Origin of the sequence: Novosphingobium aromaticivorans DSM 12444, from assembly GCF_000013325.1 — a bacterium.
Lineage (GTDB): Bacteria > Pseudomonadota > Alphaproteobacteria > Sphingomonadales > Sphingomonadaceae > Novosphingobium > Novosphingobium aromaticivorans.
Genome location: NC_007794.1, coordinates 2591025 through 2610547, shown reverse-complemented (window position 1 = coordinate 2610547; position 19523 = coordinate 2591025). Strand labels below are relative to the sequence as shown.

At 68.4% G+C, this 19523-nt stretch carries 9 protein-coding genes; 2 read left to right on the top strand and 7 right to left on the bottom strand.

The features are described from left to right. Positions 1–8: 8 nt before the first annotated feature. Both SARO_RS12205 and galA read left to right on the top strand, forming a co-directional pair. On the top strand, positions 9–770 hold the full coding sequence (locus tag SARO_RS12205; RefSeq protein WP_011446067.1) for a copper homeostasis protein CutC: 762 nt from the start codon (positions 9–11) through the stop codon (positions 768–770). Further along, on the top strand, positions 767–3661 hold the full coding sequence (gene galA, locus SARO_RS12200) for a beta-galactosidase GalA (protein WP_011446066.1): 2895 nt from the start codon (positions 767–769) through the stop codon (positions 3659–3661). The genes SARO_RS12205 and galA overlap by 4 nt, the downstream gene beginning before the upstream one ends. Here galA and SARO_RS12195 read toward each other — a convergent pair. Genes SARO_RS12195 through SARO_RS12165 form a run of 7 tightly spaced genes read right to left on the bottom strand, consistent with a single transcriptional unit; the run spans position 3658 to position 19074 of the window. After that, on the bottom strand, positions 3658–5574 hold the full coding sequence (locus SARO_RS12195) for an alpha-L-fucosidase (RefSeq protein WP_011446065.1): 1917 nt from the start codon (positions 5572–5574) through the stop codon (positions 3658–3660). The two genes, galA and SARO_RS12195, sit on opposite strands and share 4 nt — an antisense overlap. After that, positions 5571–7844 (bottom strand): hypothetical protein, encoded by a 2274-nt coding sequence (locus tag SARO_RS12190; protein ID WP_011446064.1) that lies wholly within the window; start codon positions 7842–7844, stop codon positions 5571–5573. Before SARO_RS12190 ends, SARO_RS12195 begins: the two co-directional genes overlap by 4 nt. Further along, entirely contained in the window at positions 7841–10150 is a 2310-nt protein-coding gene (locus SARO_RS12185) for a GH92 family glycosyl hydrolase (protein ID WP_011446063.1), read from the bottom strand. Before SARO_RS12185 ends, SARO_RS12190 begins: the two co-directional genes overlap by 4 nt. Next, entirely contained in the window at positions 10147–11589 is a 1443-nt protein-coding gene (locus SARO_RS12180) for a glycoside hydrolase family 125 protein (RefSeq protein WP_011446062.1), read from the bottom strand. The genes SARO_RS12185 and SARO_RS12180 overlap by 4 nt, the downstream gene beginning before the upstream one ends. Then, positions 11586–14135, bottom strand: coding sequence for a glycoside hydrolase family 3 C-terminal domain-containing protein (locus SARO_RS12175; RefSeq protein ID WP_011446061.1), 2550 nt, complete (start codon positions 14133–14135; stop codon positions 11586–11588). Before SARO_RS12175 ends, SARO_RS12180 begins: the two co-directional genes overlap by 4 nt. Then, positions 14132–16759, bottom strand: a complete 2628-nt coding sequence (locus SARO_RS12170) for a beta-mannosidase (protein WP_011446060.1) — start codon at positions 16757–16759, stop codon at positions 14132–14134. The genes SARO_RS12175 and SARO_RS12170 overlap by 4 nt, the downstream gene beginning before the upstream one ends. Beyond that, on the bottom strand, positions 16756–19074 hold the full coding sequence (locus SARO_RS12165; protein WP_234007356.1) for a beta-N-acetylhexosaminidase: 2319 nt from the start codon (positions 19072–19074) through the stop codon (positions 16756–16758). Before SARO_RS12165 ends, SARO_RS12170 begins: the two co-directional genes overlap by 4 nt. Between the last annotated feature and the right edge of the window lie 449 nt (positions 19075–19523).

Genomic DNA, 19523 nt, shown 5'->3' with positions numbered 1-19523 from the left:
GTCGCAGCGTGAAGGCCCACGTCCTCCTCGAGGTCTGCGTCGATACGATCGACGATCTCGTCGCCGCGCTCGATGGCGGAGCTGAACGGATAGAGCTTTGCTCGGCGCTGTCGGTCGGTGGGCTGACGCCTTCGGCGGGGCTTGCCTCGCGCGCGGTCGAGCTTGCGCAGGCGCAATCGGTGCCGGTGCGGGCGATGGTCCGGCCGCGCGACGGCGATTTCGCCTATTCCGCCGTCGATCTGGAAACGGCGGAGGCGGAAGGCATCGCGCTGCTGAAGCTGGGCGTCGATGGTCTGGTCTTCGGCGCCACCCGGGCGGCATTCCTCGATCGGGACGCGCTTGGGCGTTGGTGCGATGCCATGCGCCGGGTCAGGCCCGACGTCGGCCTGACGCTGCACCGGGCCATCGATCTCGTGGCCGATCAACTGGGCGCGGTCGATCTGGCGGCAGAGCTGGGGTTCGACTGCATCCTCTCGTCGGGCGGTGCGGAACGCGCGGTCGAGGGGCTGCCGATACTTGATGCCATGCGCGAGCGGGCGGGGGGACGGATCGCGATCATGCCGGGATCGGGCGTTCGTTCGGCCAACGTCGTGTCGATTGTCGAGGCGACCGGCGTCGGTGCGGTCCACGCATCCGCCGCCGTCGGCGCGGGCGCCGCGCCCGACCCGCGCGTGCTCGAACTCGGCTTCGCCGCCGGACCGCGCCGCCGCACCTGCGCCAGGGAAGTGCACGCATTACGTACGGCGCTCGACACATGGGAGAGCGCATGAGCGGGCTTCGCCGCCGGGAGGTTCTCGGCGCGGGCCTGATCGCGGGCACGCTCCCGCTGATGCCACCTGCCGTGGCACGAACTGCCTCCGACGTCGAGGAATCACCGCTCCTTCATGGCCTTGCCCCCCGCGACGATACGCCCTGGGCCTTGCCGCAGCACGATCCGTCGCGGCTGCTTCTGGACGAAGGCTGGCGCTTTCACGAAGGCGATGTCGTCGTGCCGCCCCCGGCCAGCCATCACGAGACATATCTCTCCGTAAAGGCTGGCAATGCGCGCGGCGCCGCAGCCATGGCTTGGGACGACAGTGACTGGCCTGTGGTGCGTGTGCCCCACGATTGGGCCTCCGCGCAGCCCTTCGTGCGCGAAGCCAATGTGTCGCAGGGCTATCGTCCGCGCGGGATCGGCTGGTATCGCCGCACGTTCAGGCTGGCGGAAGCCGACCGGGGCAAGCGGCTGGAACTGCAATTCGGCGGCGTCGCCACGGCCTGTCAGATCTGGATCAACGGCAGCCTCGTTGCGCGCAACAGTTCCGCCTACAACGCCATCAACATCGATATCACCCCCTTCGCCCGCTTTGGCGAGGAGGACAACGTGATAGCCGTGCGCGTCGATGCCGATGCGCTGGAAGGCTGGTGGTACGAGGGCGCGGGCATCTATCGCCATGTCTGGCTTGCGCGCCGCTCCGGGGTCTCGATTGCTACCGACGGGGTGCACTGCGATCCCCGGCTTGTCGACGGGCGCTGGTGGGTGCCGGTCACTGTGACGCTGGAAAGCGTCGAGAAGCTTGCCCGGACGGTCACGGTCACCGCCGTCCTGCGCGACGGCGCGGGCCGCGAGGTCGCGCGCGGGGAGGCCCATGCCCAGGTCGAGCCGCTGGGGCGGGCGGAAGCGCGGGTGACGCTGGAAGTGGGCAATCCCGCCCTGTGGTCCGTGGAAACGCCGACCCTCTACGAAGTGGAGATCACCGCAGGCCATCTTGACGGGATGGATTTGCGGCGCGTCCCGGTGGGCTTTCGCACCATCCGCTTCGATGCGGAAAAGGGCTTCTTCCTCAACGACAAGCCCGTCAAACTTAAGGGCGTCTGCCTGCATCAGGATCATGCCGGGGTGGGCGTTGCCATCCCCGATGCCCTGCTGGCGTGGCGGCTGGCGCGGCTCAAGGACATGGGTTGCAACGCGATCCGCTGCTCGCACAATGCGCAGTCCGAAGCGTTCTATGCGCTGTGCGATCGCATCGGCTTTCTCGTCATGGACGAGAACCGCGTGTTCAATCCCGCGCCAGAGAACATGGCCCAGCTCGAATGGCTGGTGCGCGCACACCGCAACCATCCCTCGATCGTGCTGTGGTCGGTGTTCAACGAGGAGCCGATGCAGGGCACCACGCAGGGCGTCGAAATGGTGCGGCGGATGCGCGCCGCCGTCCGGGCACTGGACGACAGCAGGCCGGTAACCGCGGCGATGAACGGGGCGTTCCACGATCCCGTAAACGTCAGCCAGGTCGTCGACGTGGTCGGTTTCAACTACTACCCCGGCGACTTCGACCGTTTCCATGCCGAGCATCCGGACCTGCCGATCACCAGTTCGGAAGATACCAGCGCCTTCATGACACGCGGCGCCTATGCCAGCGATCCGGCGGGGCATGTCATCACCTCGATGGACAAGGAAGCGGCGGCTTGGGGGGCGACGCACCGCGATGCCTGGCGCGAGATTGCCAGGCGCCCCTTCGTCGCGGGCGGCTTCGTCTGGACCGGATTCGATTATCACGGAGAGCCAACGCCTTACGACTGGCCGACGATTTCCAGCTACTTCGGCATCGTCGACCTCTGCGGTTTCGCAAAGACGGCATACGACATCCGCCGTGCGCAGTGGATCGATGACCGGCCGGTTGTCGGCATCGCCCCGCACTGGACCTGGCCGGGGCGCGAGGGGCAGGAAATCGAACTTCTGGTCACCTCCAACGCGGGCCGGGTCCGCCTGCGGCTCAACGGAAGGGTCGTTGCCGAACAGGACTGCGATCCCATCATGGGCGCCACGGTCAGGACGATCTACGAACCGGGAGTGATCGAAGCGGAAGCCTTGCGCGGCGGGGAAGTGGTCGCGCGGGCGATCCATCGCACCGCTGGAAAGCCGGTTGCGTTGCGCCTGACGCCGACGCGGAAATCGCTGCGGGGGGACGGCGAGGATGTGGCCGCCTTCACGGTCGATTGCGTCGATGCCCGGGGGCTTCATGTGCCGACTGCGGACGCCCGTGTGCGGTTAGGTGTCGTTCGGGGCACGGTGCTGGGGCTCGGCAACGGGGACCCCAACAGCCACGAGAGCGAGAAGGGCAACGAGCGGTCCTTGTTCAACGGTCTGGCGCAGGTGATCGTCCGCGCCGATGCCGGCGAAGGGTCACTGGCGGTCGAGGCAAGTGCGCCGGGCCTGCGCTCCGCGCGCGCCAGCGTGCCGGTCCGCCAGGTATCCCCACCGCCCGCGCTGGCGGCAGCCCTGCCGCGCATTGTCGTTGCAGACTGGCGATGTTCGCCCGCCTATGCCGAGCGCCCCGATCCCGCGTTGCGGCCGGCGGACGGCGACAACAATCTTTGGGCATTCGTCCGCACGCCGTGGGTGGCGGCGGATGATACGCAACCGGGCTGGAGGATACTGAGGGGGGTGATTCCGGCACGGCGCGCGCTGGCGACGCGAGGAGGGCAGCTCCAGTTCGATCGCGTCGCCGGCGTCGCGGAACTCTGGATCGACGGGGCCTTGGCGGTGCGCAAGGGCACGCCCGATCCGGCGCCGATGACCGTGGCGCTCAAACCCGGCGCGCGCGAGATCGCTCTGCTTGTCCGCTCCGGCCCCGGCGTGCCATCGGGCATCGCCGGGGCCGTGCGGGTCACGACCAACTAGCGAAAGGCACCGATTGTCGCCACGGCGATGGCCGGTGCGGGCACGGCCGGGCGCGGGAAGGCGAGGCGCAGGTAGCGGGCGTTGCGCGGCGCGGAAAAGGCGATGCGCTGCGTCGCGCGGGCATAGTTGATGTTCTGGAACTCGCCTTCTTCCGCCTTGCTCCAGCACTTGCCGTCGAGGCTCGTCTCGACGTGCCAGCGCGCCGGCGGGGCGGCTTGCGGATCGATGTGGCGCGTGGGCGTCAGGGTGAAGCCCGCGAGCTTCTCTTCCCCGCCGAGGTCGATGGTCAGCGAAGCCGTGGCGGGCGCTGTCCACGCGCTCTTCGGGTTTTCATCGAGCACGGCATCGGCCCCGGGTGCGCTGGCGGCCACGATCTTCCAGCGGCGGCGCGAGACGATGCTGGGGTCCGAAGGCACCGCGGGCGGCAGTTCGATGGGCGCTGACGACAGGTAGAGCGCGAATTCCCGCAGCGTCGGCCCTGCCTCTGCCGCGATGGCACGGAAGCGCACACGGCGCGGAGAGACGGGCGCGGGCAGGCGGACATGGCGTTCGGGGCCGACCATGTCCTTGCGCGCGATTTCGCGCCATTCGCCGCCGTCGTCGGCGATGTCGATGGCGAAAGTCGTGGTGCGCAGTCCCAGCGGCAGCCATTCGCGCAAGACGATCGTGTCGAACCGGGTCCCGGGCTGGAGTTCCAGCGCGAGCGCGGCGTCGCGCGCTTCGGCGGGCGCGCACCAGAACGTGTCGGGATTGCCGTCGATGGCGCTGGCGGCGGTGGAGCCGATGTCCGCGCTGGCACTGGCAAGCGCCCCGCGCGCCAGATCCTGCGCAAACGTGGCGCGGATCGCATCGCCGAAGGCCTTGAGGCTGGCGACGTCGCGATCGGGAATCCGGCCACGGCGGTCGGGCGGCAGGTTCAGCAGGAAGTTGCTGCCATGGCCGACAGAGCGGTCGAACATCTCCATCAGCTTCTGCGGCGTCTTGACCTGGGTGTCCTCGTCGGCGTGGTAGAACCAGCCGGGACGGATCGAGACATCGGTTTCCGCCGGCCACCACAGTTCCGCGCCGCGCACGCCGGTATAGCCCTTGTCCATTTCGTAGGGCGCGTTCGGCATGGTTGGCCAGCAGGGATCGCCGGCATGGCCTTCCTCGTTGCCGACCCACCGGATGTCCGCGCCGAGCGGGTCGAAGGTGCAGGCATCCGGCTGGAGCGAGTGGACGAGTTCGATGATGCCGGGCCAGTTGTAATACTTCGGCGCATCGATCTGCCGCGTCTCGCGCGCGCCGCCATAAAAGCCGTCGCCGCCGTTCGCGCCGTCGAACCACACCTCGAACAGCTTGCCATAGCGGGTGCACAATTCGGTCAACTGGGCGCGATAGTATTCGACGTAGGACGGCTTGCCGTAATCGGCGCGGTTGCGATCCCACGGCGAGAGATACACGCCGAAGTTGATCCCGGCGCGGCGGCACGCGGCCTCCAGTTCGCCGACGACATCGCCCTTGCCCCCGCGCCAGGGCGAATTGCGCACGCAGTGTTCGGTCAGCGTGGTGGGCCAGAGGCAGAAGCCGTCGTGGTGCTTGGCGGTGATGATGAGGCCGGTAAGTCCGCCCGCCACCGCCGCGCCGACGATCTGGTCGGCGTCGAAATCGGTGGGGTTGAACATGGCGGGGTCTTCGTCACCGAAACCCCATTCCTTGTCGGTGAAGGTGTTCATCGAGAAATGGATGAAGGCGTACATGCGCCGGTCGTGCCATTTCACCTGGCGCGGATGCGGCACGGCGCCCCATGGCGCGGGCAGTGCGGGCACGACAGGCGAGGAGGCAAGGCCGCCCGCCTTGGGCGTGCAGGCGGCGGCGCCTGCAAGGAGCGAGCCCGACAGCACGGTGCGACGGGAAAGGGCAGGCAGGGTCATTGATGGACTCCGGTCTGGGGACAGGTGAAGACTGAAGGCTCCGGAACGAGCCAGACTTCGGCGATCTGGCGTCCGCGCCCGCCGCCGCCGATGCCGGGCGGGCGCTGCCAGACGAGATCGAGCGTGCCGGTTGCGGCAATGTCGCGCGGGAGGTCGATTTCGACGACCTGCGGATTGGCGGTGCGGATGGCGGGAGCATCAAGCTTGCGGCCGTTCGCGGTGAGCGTGAGCGGAAGGGCATAATCCTCGCCGGCGCGCAGGTAGCACAGGCGATAGGCGCGGTTTGCCGCGAGCCCGGTGTAGCGCAGGGTCAGCGGGTGCTCGTAGAGCGCTTCGGCATAAGTGATCTCGGCAAGTCGCCAGCCCTCGCCGGGCGTGTGGTCGTTTACGCCGTCGATGGCGGTGCGCCAGCCCTGCGGATCGGCCATTTCGCCCGCGCCGCGCACGAGGTGGGGTTCGTTGCCTGGATCGCCGAGGTCGTCGTGGAGGACGAGCGCGGCCATGCCCCAGGGATCGCCGATCGCGGCAAGCGCGCGCGTGCGCGCCGCCTCGTCCGGCAGGGCGAGCGCGGCGGCCACGGCGCGGGTGGTGGCCTCGCGGTCATCGAGCAGAACCTGCGCGCGGTCGAGGTTGGCGCCGCGTCGCCAGTCGGACGCGCCGTGACGTTCGACGGAGAGCTGCATGCCGGCAGCGGCCCGCAACTCGTCTGCCAGCGCGACAAGCCGGCCGAGCAGTTCGGCGGTGCGCGGCGTTTCCGGCTTGGCAAAGGCATGGGTCGCGCCGGCCGCCGCCGCCGCGGCGCCGATGGCGGGGGCCTGCCGCAGAACATAGAGCGCTTCGGCCTGGCGGGCACGGGCGCGCCGCCAGCGCTCGCGCACCAGCGCATCCTGCACCGCGCGATAACGGTAGAGCGCGACGCGCCAGCCCGCCCAGGGGGCAGGGCTCAGTCCGTCCACGAAGGCGAGGGTGCGGTCGATGCCCTCGTTGCCCGCAGGGTCGCCACGCCAGTTGTCTTCCAGCATCGCCGGGATCGCTGCGAATCCTGCCGTGCCGAAATAGGTGCGGGCATGGCGCGCCGCGATTTCCGCCGGATCGGCATCGGGATTCCAGCCCATCGCCAGCCACTGGTGCACGTTCCAGTCGTCGTTCACACCTTCGGAATAGCTCACCGCGCCGCGTGTGCCCGGTGCCATCCGCGCAAAGGCCGCGCGCATGGCGGCGGGGCGCGGGTTAACCGGTTCGCGTCCTTCGACCAGCGCGAAGGCGGGGTACCAGTCCGGGACGGGCAGCTGCGCCTGCATCGCATGGGCGGTGTCGGGGTAGAGTTCGACCGGATAGCGTCCGCCAAGGCGGCGCAAGTGGTCGCTTGCGGCAATGCGCGTCTGGGGGCCGACGAACACGGCGGAAAGCCACGGCGGGCGGCGATCCGTCTCGGCGAAGAAGGCGTCGAGCGCGGCGGCATCGAAGCCTTGCGTGGAGATCAGCAGTTCGGCCCGGGGGAAGCGGGCCCGCAGAACCCGCGAAAGCCGTTTCGCCAAAGGGAACAGGCGCGTGGGTTGCGTATGTCCGGGGTCTCCGCCGGGAAGATAGAGCGCGTCGACGGCCGGAAGCGTGCCCAGCAGGGCGTCGAGACGGTCGGCCTCTGCCCGGTCGGACGCACCGCCATCGTAGTCGCCCAGCAGCGGATAGAAGATCGCCACCTCGATCCCCAGCCGGTGCGCGGTCTCCGCCATGGCGACCACGGCCTTCTCGGGCGGGACCGGCATGACCGGCGACGTCGGCGCATCGTCGGATCGAGGAGCGATGATCTGGATGCGGTTTGCGCCCCACAGCGCGAAATCCTCGATCTGGCGGGCCAGCATCTCAGGCGTCCAGGCATCGTAGCTGTTGTTCTTGGGGCGATAGCCGATCTGGGTGCCGCGCACCTTCTGTTTCGGCGCGTCGCGCACTGTTGCGGCGAACGGCAGGGACAGCCCGTCCATATGCCCCAGCACCCATCCCGCGCCATAAACGAGCCCGCGCCGGGACCGGGCGCTGATCGTCAGCGTCCTGCCGCTGCGCGCGATGGTGAAGCCTTCGGCTGTCGGATCGTCTCGCGCGACAAGCCGCAGGTATGCGGTGCAGTTGCCGGTTCCCGCACCGCGCTCTGCCAGACGGCGGCGCAGCAGGTCCGAGGCCACGGCTTCACCCGCGGTGCACGGCCGCGCCAGATCGAGCGGCGCAGGAAGCACCGCAGCAACCGCCAGCGCAAGTGCGGCGCCGGCGATCATGCCGCTTGCGTGCGGCTGGGGCGGTGTTCGGGCAGGCGCGCAAAGTCCTTGTTCGGCGTGCCGCTCATCTCGAAGCGCAAGGTGCCGCCACGGACGAGATCGGCATGGGCAATCCACCCTTTTGCCCAGGGCCCGCCGTTCCACGCCACGGACTGGACATAGGGCGTGCTGGCCCGGTTGCCGGGCGCCTCGATCACCAGCTTGCGCCCCTTGCCGAGTTCGACCTCTGCGCGTTCGAACAGCGGGCTGCCAAGCACGTAGGTCGCGCTTACCGGGTCGACCGGGTAGAAGCCCAGGGCGGAGAGGATGAACCATGCGCTCATCTGACCGCAATCGTCGTTACCGATGATCCCGGCGGGCCGGGCATGGTACATCTCCGCCATGAGACGGCGCACCATGGCCTGCGTCTTCCACGCCGCGCCACAATAGGCATAGAGATATGCGACGTGATGGCTCGGCTCGTTGCCGTGGGCGTACTGCCCGACAAGCCCCGAGATATCGGGCGGCGCGCCTTCGGGCAGGGTGGAATCAGCGGTGAACAGCGCGTCGAGCTTTGCCTCGAAAGCGGCATCCCCGCCCATTGCCGCGATCAGGCCGGGAACGTCATGCTGGTTGAGGAACGTCGCCTGCCAGGAATTGCTCTCGGTGAAATCGCGCCAGCGCGACGAATGGCCGACGCCGTTGGGCGCAAAGGGTTCGGCCCACGAGCCATCGGCCAGACGCGGGCGAACAAAGCCGGTGGCCGGGTCGAACACGTTGCGCCAGTTGCCGCTGCGCTCGCGCAGCCTGTCCGCGCGCGCGGTGGCGCCTGCGGCATCGGCGATCTGCGCGGCGGCGTGGTCGTCGTAGCTGTATTCGAGCACGCGCGAGACGGATTCGAAGATCTGGTCGGCGGGAATGAAGCCGGTCTCGTCATAGATGCGCAGCCCGTGGCTGTTGTCGAGATTGGGCGTGGTCCAGTCGAACAGCCGACGTTCGATCCCGGGCCATGCGGCGGCGTAGTCGGCCGGAATGCCCTTGGCTCGGGATTCGGCGAGGACCGAGACGCTGTGCCAGGCGATCATGCAGCCGGTTTCAACCCCCTGCAGCGGCCATACCGGCGGACCGAACGGGCTCTGTTGCGTCTGCCGCACGAGATCGGCGGCGAAGGTGGCGCCGAGCGCGGGGCGGATCAGCGTCTGCAAGGGATGGAACGCGCGGTAGGTGTCCCACAACGAATAGGCGGTATAGCTTTCCTCGCCGCGCGCCAGCTTGTGGACCTGGCGGTCCAGCCCGACGTAGCGGCCATCGACGTCGGAGAACAGCGTCGGGCCGAGGCTGGCGTGATAGAGCGCTGTCGCCATGACCGTGCGCTCGTCCGTGCTGCCGCCTTCCACGCGGATGCGTGAAAGTTCGCGCGACCAGACGCGCATGGCATTCTTGCGGTAGCGGTCGAAGTTCCAGTGCTTCGCCTCGGCCGCAAGATTGGCGCGCGCGCCCTGTGCGTCCACGGCGGAGATGCCGCAGCGCACGACGAGCGGGGCCGCCCCGGCATCGTCGTAATGCAGCACGGCCTTCAGCCGCTTGCCGGTTGCCGCCATGCCCGGAACCGGAACATCGCCGTCGGTGAAGAACTCCACGCGGTCCGGTGCGCGCGAGAACTGCATGGCAAAGAAGCAGCGTCGGCCCTTGGCCCAGCGGTGGACCCGGCGCGTGCCGGAAAGCGTGCCGTCCTCATCCAGCGCGAGCAGCGCCTCGTCGATCAGCGGGGCCTCGCCGGGGCCCTCCATCACGAGGTGCGACAGGTCGACCAGGAGGTGTGCTGGACCTTGCGGGAAGGTATAGCGGTGGATGCCGGTGCGGCGCGTCACGGTCAGCTCGGCCAGGACGCCGTTTTCCAGCGCGACGCGGTAATAGCCGGGCTCGGCCAGCTCGTCGGAATAGCGCAGGCGGTAGCCTTCGTCCGGTCGGTCGAGCGCTCCTGGCTGGAGCAGAACGGGGCCGCGACAAGGGACGACCAGAACGTCGAGCATGTCGCCGATGCCGGTGCCCGACAGGTGCGTGTGCGAGAAACCCAGCAGCGAGGCATCGCCGTGGTGATAGCCCGAGCAGGTGTCCCAGCGCGCGGTGTCTGTATCGGGCGAAAGCTGGACCATGCCGAAGGGCAGCGATGCTCCGGGGAAGGTGTGGCCATCGCCGCCGGTGCCGATGAACAGGTTCGGCGGCGCCGCTTCCGGGCTGGCAGCGGCGCTTGCCGGGCGCAAGGTCGCTGACAGGCCCAGCGCGCCCGCCCCGGCCATCAGTCCGCGACGCGACAGGCGGATCATGCGGCTTCTCCCAGCAATGCCGGCTTGCGGTTGGCGAGGTCTATCATCAGCTCTCCGAACAGGCCGTTGGCCCAGGCGAACCAGTGGCGGGTGAACTTCGCCGGATCGTCCTGGTCGAAAGCCTCGTGGATGAAGAAGGTGCCGGCGTGGCTGGCCTTGAGCATGGCCAGGCACTGGCGGATCGTTGCGTCGTCGTCGCTCGACAGCGCGCGCATGGTGATTGCCATCGGCCAGATCATGCGCAGCCCGGCGTGGGGGCCGCCGATGCCTTCCGCGGCGGTGCCCTTGAAGAAGTACGGATTGCGCTCGCTCCACGCGGCGGCGCGGGTGCGCAGGAACAGCGGATCGTCCGAAGGGACCGCGCCGAGATAGGCAAGGCTCGACAGGCTGGGCACGTTGGCATCGTCCATGAAGTGTCCGTTGCCGAAGCCGTCGACCTCGTAGGCCCAGAGCCGTTCGTTGCTGGCCGGATCGATGATCGTGCCGTTGGCATAGGTGGCCAGCTCCACCTCGCGCGCCAGGTCCAGCGCGGCACTGGCAAGCTTGGCCTGCTGCACCGCACCCGCCAGCGCCGCCAGCTTGCGCAGGGCGGCGACGGCGAAGAGGTTCGACGGCACCAGGAAGGGAAACACGCAGGCATCGTCGGAAGGGCGATACATGCTGTGGATCATGCCCACCTTGCGCGTCGGCGCGCCATAGCCGCCAAGGATCTGCGTCTCGGTCGCCAGCTTGTCGCGGCGCAGGAAGCGGTAGGGGCCGGGGTCGTCCTTGCGCTGCTGTTCGCGGAAGGTGCGGATGCTGGCCCAGGCCGCCTCGGCCCAGAGCGCGTCGAACGGCGCGGTGTCGCCGCTCGCCTTCCAGTAGTCATGGGCAAGGCGCATCGGGTAGCAGAGCGAATCCACTTCCCACTTCCGCTCCGCCACGCCCGGCTTCATCTCGGTATCGTCGGCGAGCGCCCATGGCAGGTTCGTGCTTGCCGACGGGTCGCGCATGAATGCATTGGCATAGGGGTCGATCAGGATCGAGCGCGCCTGCCGCGCGATCAGCCCACGGAACAGACCGCGCAACGCCTCGTCCTCGCGCACGAGGTGCAGGTAGGGATTGAGCTGCGCCGAACTGTCGCGCAACCACATGCAGTCGATGTCGCCGGTGATGACGAAAGCGTCGGGACGACCCTCGACGCTGGATAGATGGACCGTGGTGTCGAGCGTGTTCGGATAGCAGTTGACGAAGAGCCGCCGGAGGTCGGCATCGGCGATCAATGCCGATACGCGCGCAATCTCGCGTTCCACGGCGGGGCTGGCGAACAGGCGGTCGGCAGGTTCCGGACGGGCAGTCGCAGTGGCAGCCTGCGCGGCGAGGGCGCGCATCGGGCCAAGCGCGGCCATCCCGCCCAGTGCCGCCGCACCCGCCATCATCCGTCGCCGGTCGATCTTCATTTCGGCAACTCCAGCGTGCCCTCTATGGTGAAGGAAATCTCTGCGCCGGATGCCGCGCCGGGTTGCCCGCCGCCGATGAACAGGCGGTAGGTGCCGGGACGCACTGCGCGCACCCCGTTGCGGTCCACGGTCGAAAGGCTGCGCGGATCGAGCGTGAAGGACAGCCGGGTCGTTTCGCCCTTGGCAAGCGCCGCGCGGCGGTATGCGACCAGGCTGTGGCGCAGCACTGGATCGTTGAACTCTCCGATCGTGCGCAGGTGCTCGGGCGGGACGAGATAGGCCTGCGCCACTTCCTCGCCGTTACGCGCGCCGACATTGGCGAGGCTTACCGTTGCGGTCAGCGTTTCGCCCGCCTTGATGCGCGCCGGCGCGCTGGCCTTGCCATAGGCAAAGCTGGTGTAGCTCAGCCCTTCGCCGAAGCTCCACAGCGGGGTGCCGTGGAAATAGCGGTAGGTCCGCTCGCGCATGTTGTAGTCGACGAAGGCCGGCAGGTCGCGGGTGCGGGCGTAGAAGGTCACCGGCAGACGGCCCGAAGGGTTCAGCGTGCCGTCGACCAGATCGGCGATTGCCGTGCCGCCCGACTGCCCCGGATACCATGCGGCCACGACCGCATCGGCGTTCTCCTTTACCCACGGCATGGCGACCGCGCTGCCCGACAACAGCACCACGACCAGCGGCTTGCCCGTCGCCTTGAGCGTCTCGAGCAGGTCTTGTTGCGCGCGCGGCAGCGCGATGTCGGTGCGGTCGCCGCCGGAAAAGCCCGGCACCTCGATCTGCAAGGCCTCGCCCTCGACGGCGGGCGACAGGCCGACGAAGGCGATCACCGCGTCGGCATCGCGCGCTGCGGCCACGGCACGCTCGCGCTGGGCGGCCGGCGGCGCGACCCAGGTCAGGCGGATGCCTTCGTCCTCGCTGGCGTGGGAAAGTTCGAGACGGATTTCGCGCGGGCGGGTGTCGGCAAAGGTCACCCGGGCCTCGACGGCATTGTTGTCGCCAGTGTCGGCAATGACCTGTTTGCCGTCGATCCACAGCCGCACCGCATCGTGGCCCGAACAGTCGAAGCAGCGCGGCACGTCCATGCGCAGCAAGTGTTCGCCCGGCCCGTCGGGCGCGATCGTGCCGGTCCAGCGCACGCCATAGCGTTCGGCCGGGATACCGGCGGCAGGCGAGGTACGGTTCCAGTCGAAATCCACTCTGGCGTCCGTCCGCACTGTCAGCGGTGCTCCGGCCAACGCGGGATCGGCAAAGAACTCGGCCTTGAGGCCCGCGCCGAAAGCCGTGCGCGGTATGACCACCGGCACGCCTTCAGCCAGGCTCGCGCCCTGGGCATAGCTCATCCGGTAGCGCGCCGCGAACCCGTCGAGCGGCGTCACCGGCTGCGCCGCCGTGCCATGATAATTCGCCTCGAGCGTGTCGAGGCTGTCGGCATTGGGACCCACGACCGCGATCCGCGCGCCCTTCCGGAGCGGCAGGACGCCGTTGTTCTTCAGCAGCACCAGCGATTTGCGCGCCGCCTCCAGCGCCAGCGCGCGATGCTCTGCGGTGTCGACTGTGTTTGCGGGGATGGTCGCCCACGGGCTCGTCGCGCCAAAGGCATCGCCAAGCTTCCTGCGCGCGGCGAACGTGCGGGCAAGCGCCCGGTCCACGACCTCGCGCGTCGTCAACCCCTGCGCCAGCGCCTCGGGAAGGGCGGCGTAGGTGCGCCCGCAATTGAGGTCCATGCCGGCGTTGATCGCGGCTGCGGAGGCTGCGGCATTGGTCTGGCGATAGCGCTGGTAGTGGTTGATGTTGCCGATGGCGTCGCAATCGGAAACGACCAGCCCGTCGAAGCCCCAGTCCTTGCGCACCCTCTGGTTGAGCAGCCAGTCCGCGCCGCACACCGGCACCCCGTGCACGCTGTTGTACGAACACATGACCGACAGTGCCTTGCCCTCGGTCAGCGCGCGGCGGAACGCGGGGAGGTAGGTTGCCTCCATGTCGTATGCGCTCGACTGCACGTTGAAGCTGTCGCGCCCCGCTTCCGGCCCGCTGTGCGCGACGAGGTGCTTGGGCGTCGCGATCACGCGCGGATGGTCGAGGTCCGGCCCCTGCAATCCGCGCACATAGGCAGTGGCGAGCGTGCCCGTCAGCACAGGGTCCTCGCCATAGGTTTCCTGCCCGCGGCCCCAGCGAGGATCGCGGAAGATGTTGATGTTGGGCGACCAGATCGTCAGCCCCTGGTAGCGTCTCCGGTCCTTGCCCGGCAGCGCGTTGTACTTGGCCCGCGCCTCGGTGGACACGACTGTGCCGATGCGTTCCAGCAGCGGCGCGTCCCAGGTTGCGGCAAGACCGATCGCCTGCGGAAACACCGTGGCGACGCCGTTGCGGGCAAGGCCGTGCAGTGCCTCGTTCCAGTAGTCGTAGGCGGGAAGGTCCGGCGAACTCGCGGTCACGGTCGACTGGAGCTGCGCGGCCTTTTCGGCATCGCTCATCGCCGCGATCCTGGCCGCGATGTCCGCGTCGGGCTGTGCCGCGCCGGCGGCCAGCAGGATTAGTAGCGCGCTCATCGCCGGCTCTCGCCCAGATGGCGCAGTTCCAGCGCCTTGCGCAGCGCGGCGGGTGAAGCCTTGGACGTCACCTCCACCGTCACGCTCTCGCCCGGCAGCAGGTCGACGAAGTTGTCCGAGGCGCTCGCGTCGAGCGCACCGAACCCGATCCAAAGTCCGCGCGCAAGACGCGCCGCCGTTACCGTGAGGCGCGGCTTGCCGTCCGGAGCGGTGGTCCACGCGGTCGTCAGCCCCGGGTCGGGCAGGGCCATCGCCTTTTCCGGCAGCGCCGAAACCAGCGCGCGGGATACGACCTTGCCGTCCACCAGCATCTCCGCCACGGCAAAGCTGGTGCGCTTGTCGTCGCTTCCGAACAGCGCGGCATCGTCGAACGTGCCGACCCGCGAGGCCGAAAGCGGCGCGACCGTGGCATTGCCGCCGCCGACCACGCGTTCCTTGCCCTCGACGCTCACGATCCGCAGCCGCCACTGCGCGTCCAGCGGCGCGGTGCGATCCGACACGAGGCTCACCTCGGTCATACCGTCAGCCTTGCGGCCCGCCGCGATGGCAAGCGGCGCGAAGAAGCGGCGCGCGGCGAAGTGCAGTGCCTTCCAGCGCCCGTAGTAGTCCACGCTCGACCACGATGCTCCCGGCCAGACATCGTTGAGCTGCCAGTAGAGCGAGCCGGAGGTGACCGGATTGCAGGCGCGATGGTGCAGCGCGCCCAGCGCGATGCCGTCGGCCTGCATGGCCTGCGTCAGGTAGACGAAATCGGCAAAGTCGCGCGGGGCCCGGTAGCGCTGTTCGATGTAGTGCAGCAGGCGCTCCTGCCCCTGTCCCCGCATGAACTTCTGGTGGGCGCGCATGACCGGCGAAGTGATCTCCAGATCGCCGGGTCCTGCAAAGCTGCGGATCGTCGGCATCACCGGCATGGCCTGGAGTCCGTATTCCGACATGAAGCGCGGGCAGGTCTCGAGATAGGCCTCGACCGGCTTCTTGCCGCCCCAGACGTCCCAGTAATGGCGGTCGCCGTCGCCGTCGACATCGGGCCGGCCTTCGTAGTTGGTCGAAGGCGAGCCCGGCCAGTACGGCACGTCGGCATCGCGCCGCTCGGCCGCGTCGCGCAGGACCTGGTTGAACAGGATCGCCATGCCCACGCCCACGCGCTCCTGCTCGTCGGCGCCGACGCGCTTCTTGAAGGCGACGCGGTCGCTCCAGGTTTCCCAGCCGGAAAGCACCTCGTTGTTGCCCGCCCAGATCACGATGGAGGGATGGGCCTGCACCCGGTCGACTTGCTCTTCCGCCTCGATCCGCACGCTTTCGCGGAACTCGCGATCATGGGGCGTGACCGCTCCGCCGAACATGAAGTCCTGCCAGACCATCAGGCCCAGCCGGTCTGCGGCGTCGTAGAAGGCGTCGGGCAGATAGTGTCCGCCACCCCAGATGCGCACCATGTTCATGTTGGCGGCCTTGGCGTCGCCCAGGATCGCGGCCATGCGCTGCGTGGTCACGCGCGTCTGGAAGCTGTCGAAGGGGATCAGGTTCGCGCCCTTCATGAAGATGGGCAACCCGTTGATCTTCAACTGGAAGCCGCGTCCGTTGGCGTCGGCCTCCCGCAGCAGTTCGACCGTGCGCAGGCCGGTCGACCGGACCGCGCCGTCCACCACTTCGTCCTTCACCTTGAGGCTGGTGCGCACGGAATAGAGCGGCTGGTCGCCGAACCCGGCGGGATACCACAGGCGCGGCGATGCTATGGCAAGCGGAACCAGAACGCGGTTGCGTCCCGCCACCAGATGCACCTTGCGCGTGCCGCTGGCCGCCGTCGCGCCATCCGGACCGATCGCGCTTGCGCCAACTTCCGCTTCGCCATCCTTGTCCGCCACGATTTCGACCTCGGCGGCAATCCGGGCTTCGGCGGCGGAGATCGCCTCCTGCTGCACGCGCACCACGTCGATCCGCGCGTCGTCCCATGCCTCGATCCGGACCGGGCCGTTGGGGCCGATGTTGAGGATGCGCGGGCCCCAGTCCCAGCCGTAGTGATACTTGGGCTTGCGGATATAGGGCGAAGTCTGGCGGCCTTCCGGCTCGTCGCCGAACACGCTGTCGTATTCGCCCGGCAGCGGGTTTTCCAGCGGCAGGACCCTGGGTTGCAGGACCTTGAGCGGCGAGCGGAAGCGGATCAGCACTTCGTTCGCGCCGGGCTTCAGCAGGTGGCGCACGTCCACCCTCCAGCGGCGGTGGGCATTGTCCGCCGAAAGCACTTCGCTGCCGTTGACGGTGACCGTGGCAAAGGTGTCCAGACCCTCGAACACCAGTTCGACATGCCCGCGCGACAGCAGGGCCGCGTTGGCTTCCAGCGGCAGTCGATAGATCCAGTCGCTACGGCCGGCCCACTGAACCTGCGCCTCGTTGAGGCCGACGAACGGGTCGGCCACCACCTTGTGCGCAACCAGGTCGGCCTGAACCACGCCCGGGACCGTTGCAGGCAGCCACTTCGCCGCCCTGGGGTGCGCGCGCACGGCTTCGGCGTCTGCGGGATCGAGCCGCACCTGCCAGCCCTTGTCGAGCAGCACTTCACTGCGCGGCGCGGCCATGGCGAGGACCGGAACCGTGGCCAGCAAAGCCCCCAGCAGCGGACGGATCACTGCGAGTCCTCCAGCACCACCTTTTCGATGGCATAGAACGGATCGTACAGAGGAGAGGTGAACTGCATGCACAGCGCGCCGTCGCCCTGCTTGGCATCGACCGGGGCGGCAAAGCGCAGCCGGTTGGGCGCGCTTTTCGGATCGGGCAGGGGGAAGGTGGCAAGCACCGCACCCTCGCAACCGCCGCGCCGCACGACCAGTTCGCCATGTTCGGTCACCGCGTAATGCTCGCGCAGGGCCGATGCTTCGTGCGCCAGGCCATAGTGGCGCGGCAGTCGGGCCACTTCGAACGTCGCGCCCCTGGCCGAACCCAGCGGCGCATCGATCCACTGGGTGCAGGTGTCGAAGATGTTGACGTTGAAGGCCGGCGCGTCCTCCACCTGTCCGGAGACGAGCGGTACCCTCAGGCCCAGCGCGCCCTTGGGGCAGGCGGCAAGATCCGAAGCGCTTGCCGTGAGCAATGCCGTACGGGTGGCGTCGAAGGTGCGCGGGGCTGCCGCCGTGCGTCCATCGGCCAGCCACGCCGCCGCTTCGACCTTGCTTCCGACCTTGATCGTCACCGGTCCCTGATAGATCTTGCGGCCCGCGCCGAAGCGGATCGTGCCTGCGCCCGCCTGGGTATCCATCGCCAGCGTCAGCCTGCCGCCACGCAGCGCTTCGCCCCGGCTTTCCTTCATGCGGAAGTTTACCGCAAAGGCGCTGTCGGCCGCCGCGATGCCCTCGCGCGAGTAGCGCAGCATCTGGGGCTCCAGCCGGGCGACGAAGCTCTTCCAGTCACGACGTGCGGGCGCTGTCCATGTCACTTCGGCAACGGCGGAAAGCCGCGGGAATATTGCATGTTCCTTCTGCTTCGCCGTCGCCAGGTACTCCGACCAGGCATTGGCTTGCGCGCCCAGAACATGCTTCAGCCGCTCCGGCGCGATGCCCGAAGGCGTCGGTTCATAGCGGTAGACCTGCTCCAGCGTGCGGATGCCGATGCGACCCGGGGGCTCGTCGGAGCGGTCTGATTGAAGGTTGTCGAGATAGAGGTCGGGGGCGGGGGACAGCACCACGTCGTGCCCCTTGTTCGCGGCTTCGACCGCACCTTTTTCGCCGCGCCACGACATGACCGAGGCGCTCGTCGGCACGTCACCCTCGAGGATTTCGTCCCAGCCGATCAGGCGCCGGCCCTTGGTGGCCAGATGCTTGCCCAGTTCTGCGATCATCCAGCCCTGAAGCTGGTTCTCGGTCTTGAGCCCGAGCGCGGCCATCTGCGCCTGCACTTCGGGCGACCGTTGCCACTGGTCCTTGACCGCCTCGTCGCCGCCGACGTGGATGAAGGGCGAGGGGAACACCTCGACCAGTTCGTCGAGCACGTTGCGGATAAAGGTCATGCTGCCTTCCGATGGTGAGAACAGCCACGGATTGACGCCCCAGTCATGCCCCACCTGCGGCCTGTCGCCCAGCACGCCGACTTCTTCCGGATAGGCGGCAACCGCGGCTTGCGCGTGGCCGGGCATGTCGATTTCGGGGACAACGGTGATCCCGCGCGCGCCGGCATAGGCGACCAGCGCCTTGAGCTGTTCCTGCGTGTAGAACCCGCCGACTTTCGCGGCCGTCGGCTCCCCGGCGGATGGCGGCGTGCGCCAGGCGCCGATCTCGGTCAGTTTCGGATAGCGCTTGATCTCCACCCGCCAGCCCTGGTCGTCGCTGAGGTGGAGGTGGAGCACGTTGAGCTTCTGCTCGGCCATTGCGTCGACCACCGGATAGAGCGTCTCGATCGGCTGGAAGTGCCGCGCCACGTCCATCATCAGCCCGCGCCAGGAATAGCGCGGCGCGTCCTCTATGGTCATTGCCGGAACCTGCACCGGCTGGCCGGTGCGCCCGTCGGGCGACAGGAGCTGCACCAGCGTTGCCGCCCCCCAGATCATGCCGCGGTCGCCGGATGCCGCGACGGTCGCGCCCTTGGCCGTGACGGTGAGCCGATAGGCCTCTTCGCCCGCGATCGCGTTGTCCCGGACGAACCGTATGGCCGGGCCCGAAGCCATGCTTGCGGTCGCCAGCGAGAGCCCACGCTGCGCCTTCGCCCTTTCGGCGAGGAACCGCGCCGCGCGCTCGGCCCCTGCGTCACCGGATGCCGCGACGACCGGCGTATCCGCCCCGATTCGCAGCGCGCCTTGTCCGGCGACGACGCTGGCGGGCATCGGAATGAGCGGGAGGTCGGTCCCTGATCGTGCCGACGCCTGTGCCGAAGTAATGCCCGCGCCCGACGCGAGCGCGGCGATCGCGAAAGGGACTGCTGCAAGATGGGCCGGGTTGAGCATCGACGGCTTCATGGGATCTCCCTGCAGGACACCGGACCGGCCCGCCGAATCGCTGAAAGGGCCGAAACCCCCGGACCGCACCGCCTGCGCCATGTCCAATTCCATAATTGGTATGGAGTATGTTATATGATGCCGCCGCAAAATCCAGTCCAAAGTCACAGCATCCCGAACGCTCGTTCCGCGCGGGGCTAAGTGACTGGTTAAGCGAGGATAGTCCGAGCTTCTTGGGACAGGGTGACGCGCTTGCCCGGGCGCTCCCCAATCGCGAAAATCCCCAGGAAATGCGGGAGTCTGCCGGATGCCTCGCGCAAACCCCCGTGCATGGGGGAAACGCTTGCCGGGTCGCGGTACTCTGATCGCGCTTGCCGCCGGCGCAAAGCCACGGCCGCCGCATCGCTGAGAGTGAAGCCCATGACGGCATTGCAAAATTGGAGACTTGCACCGGACCAATATATAACCTA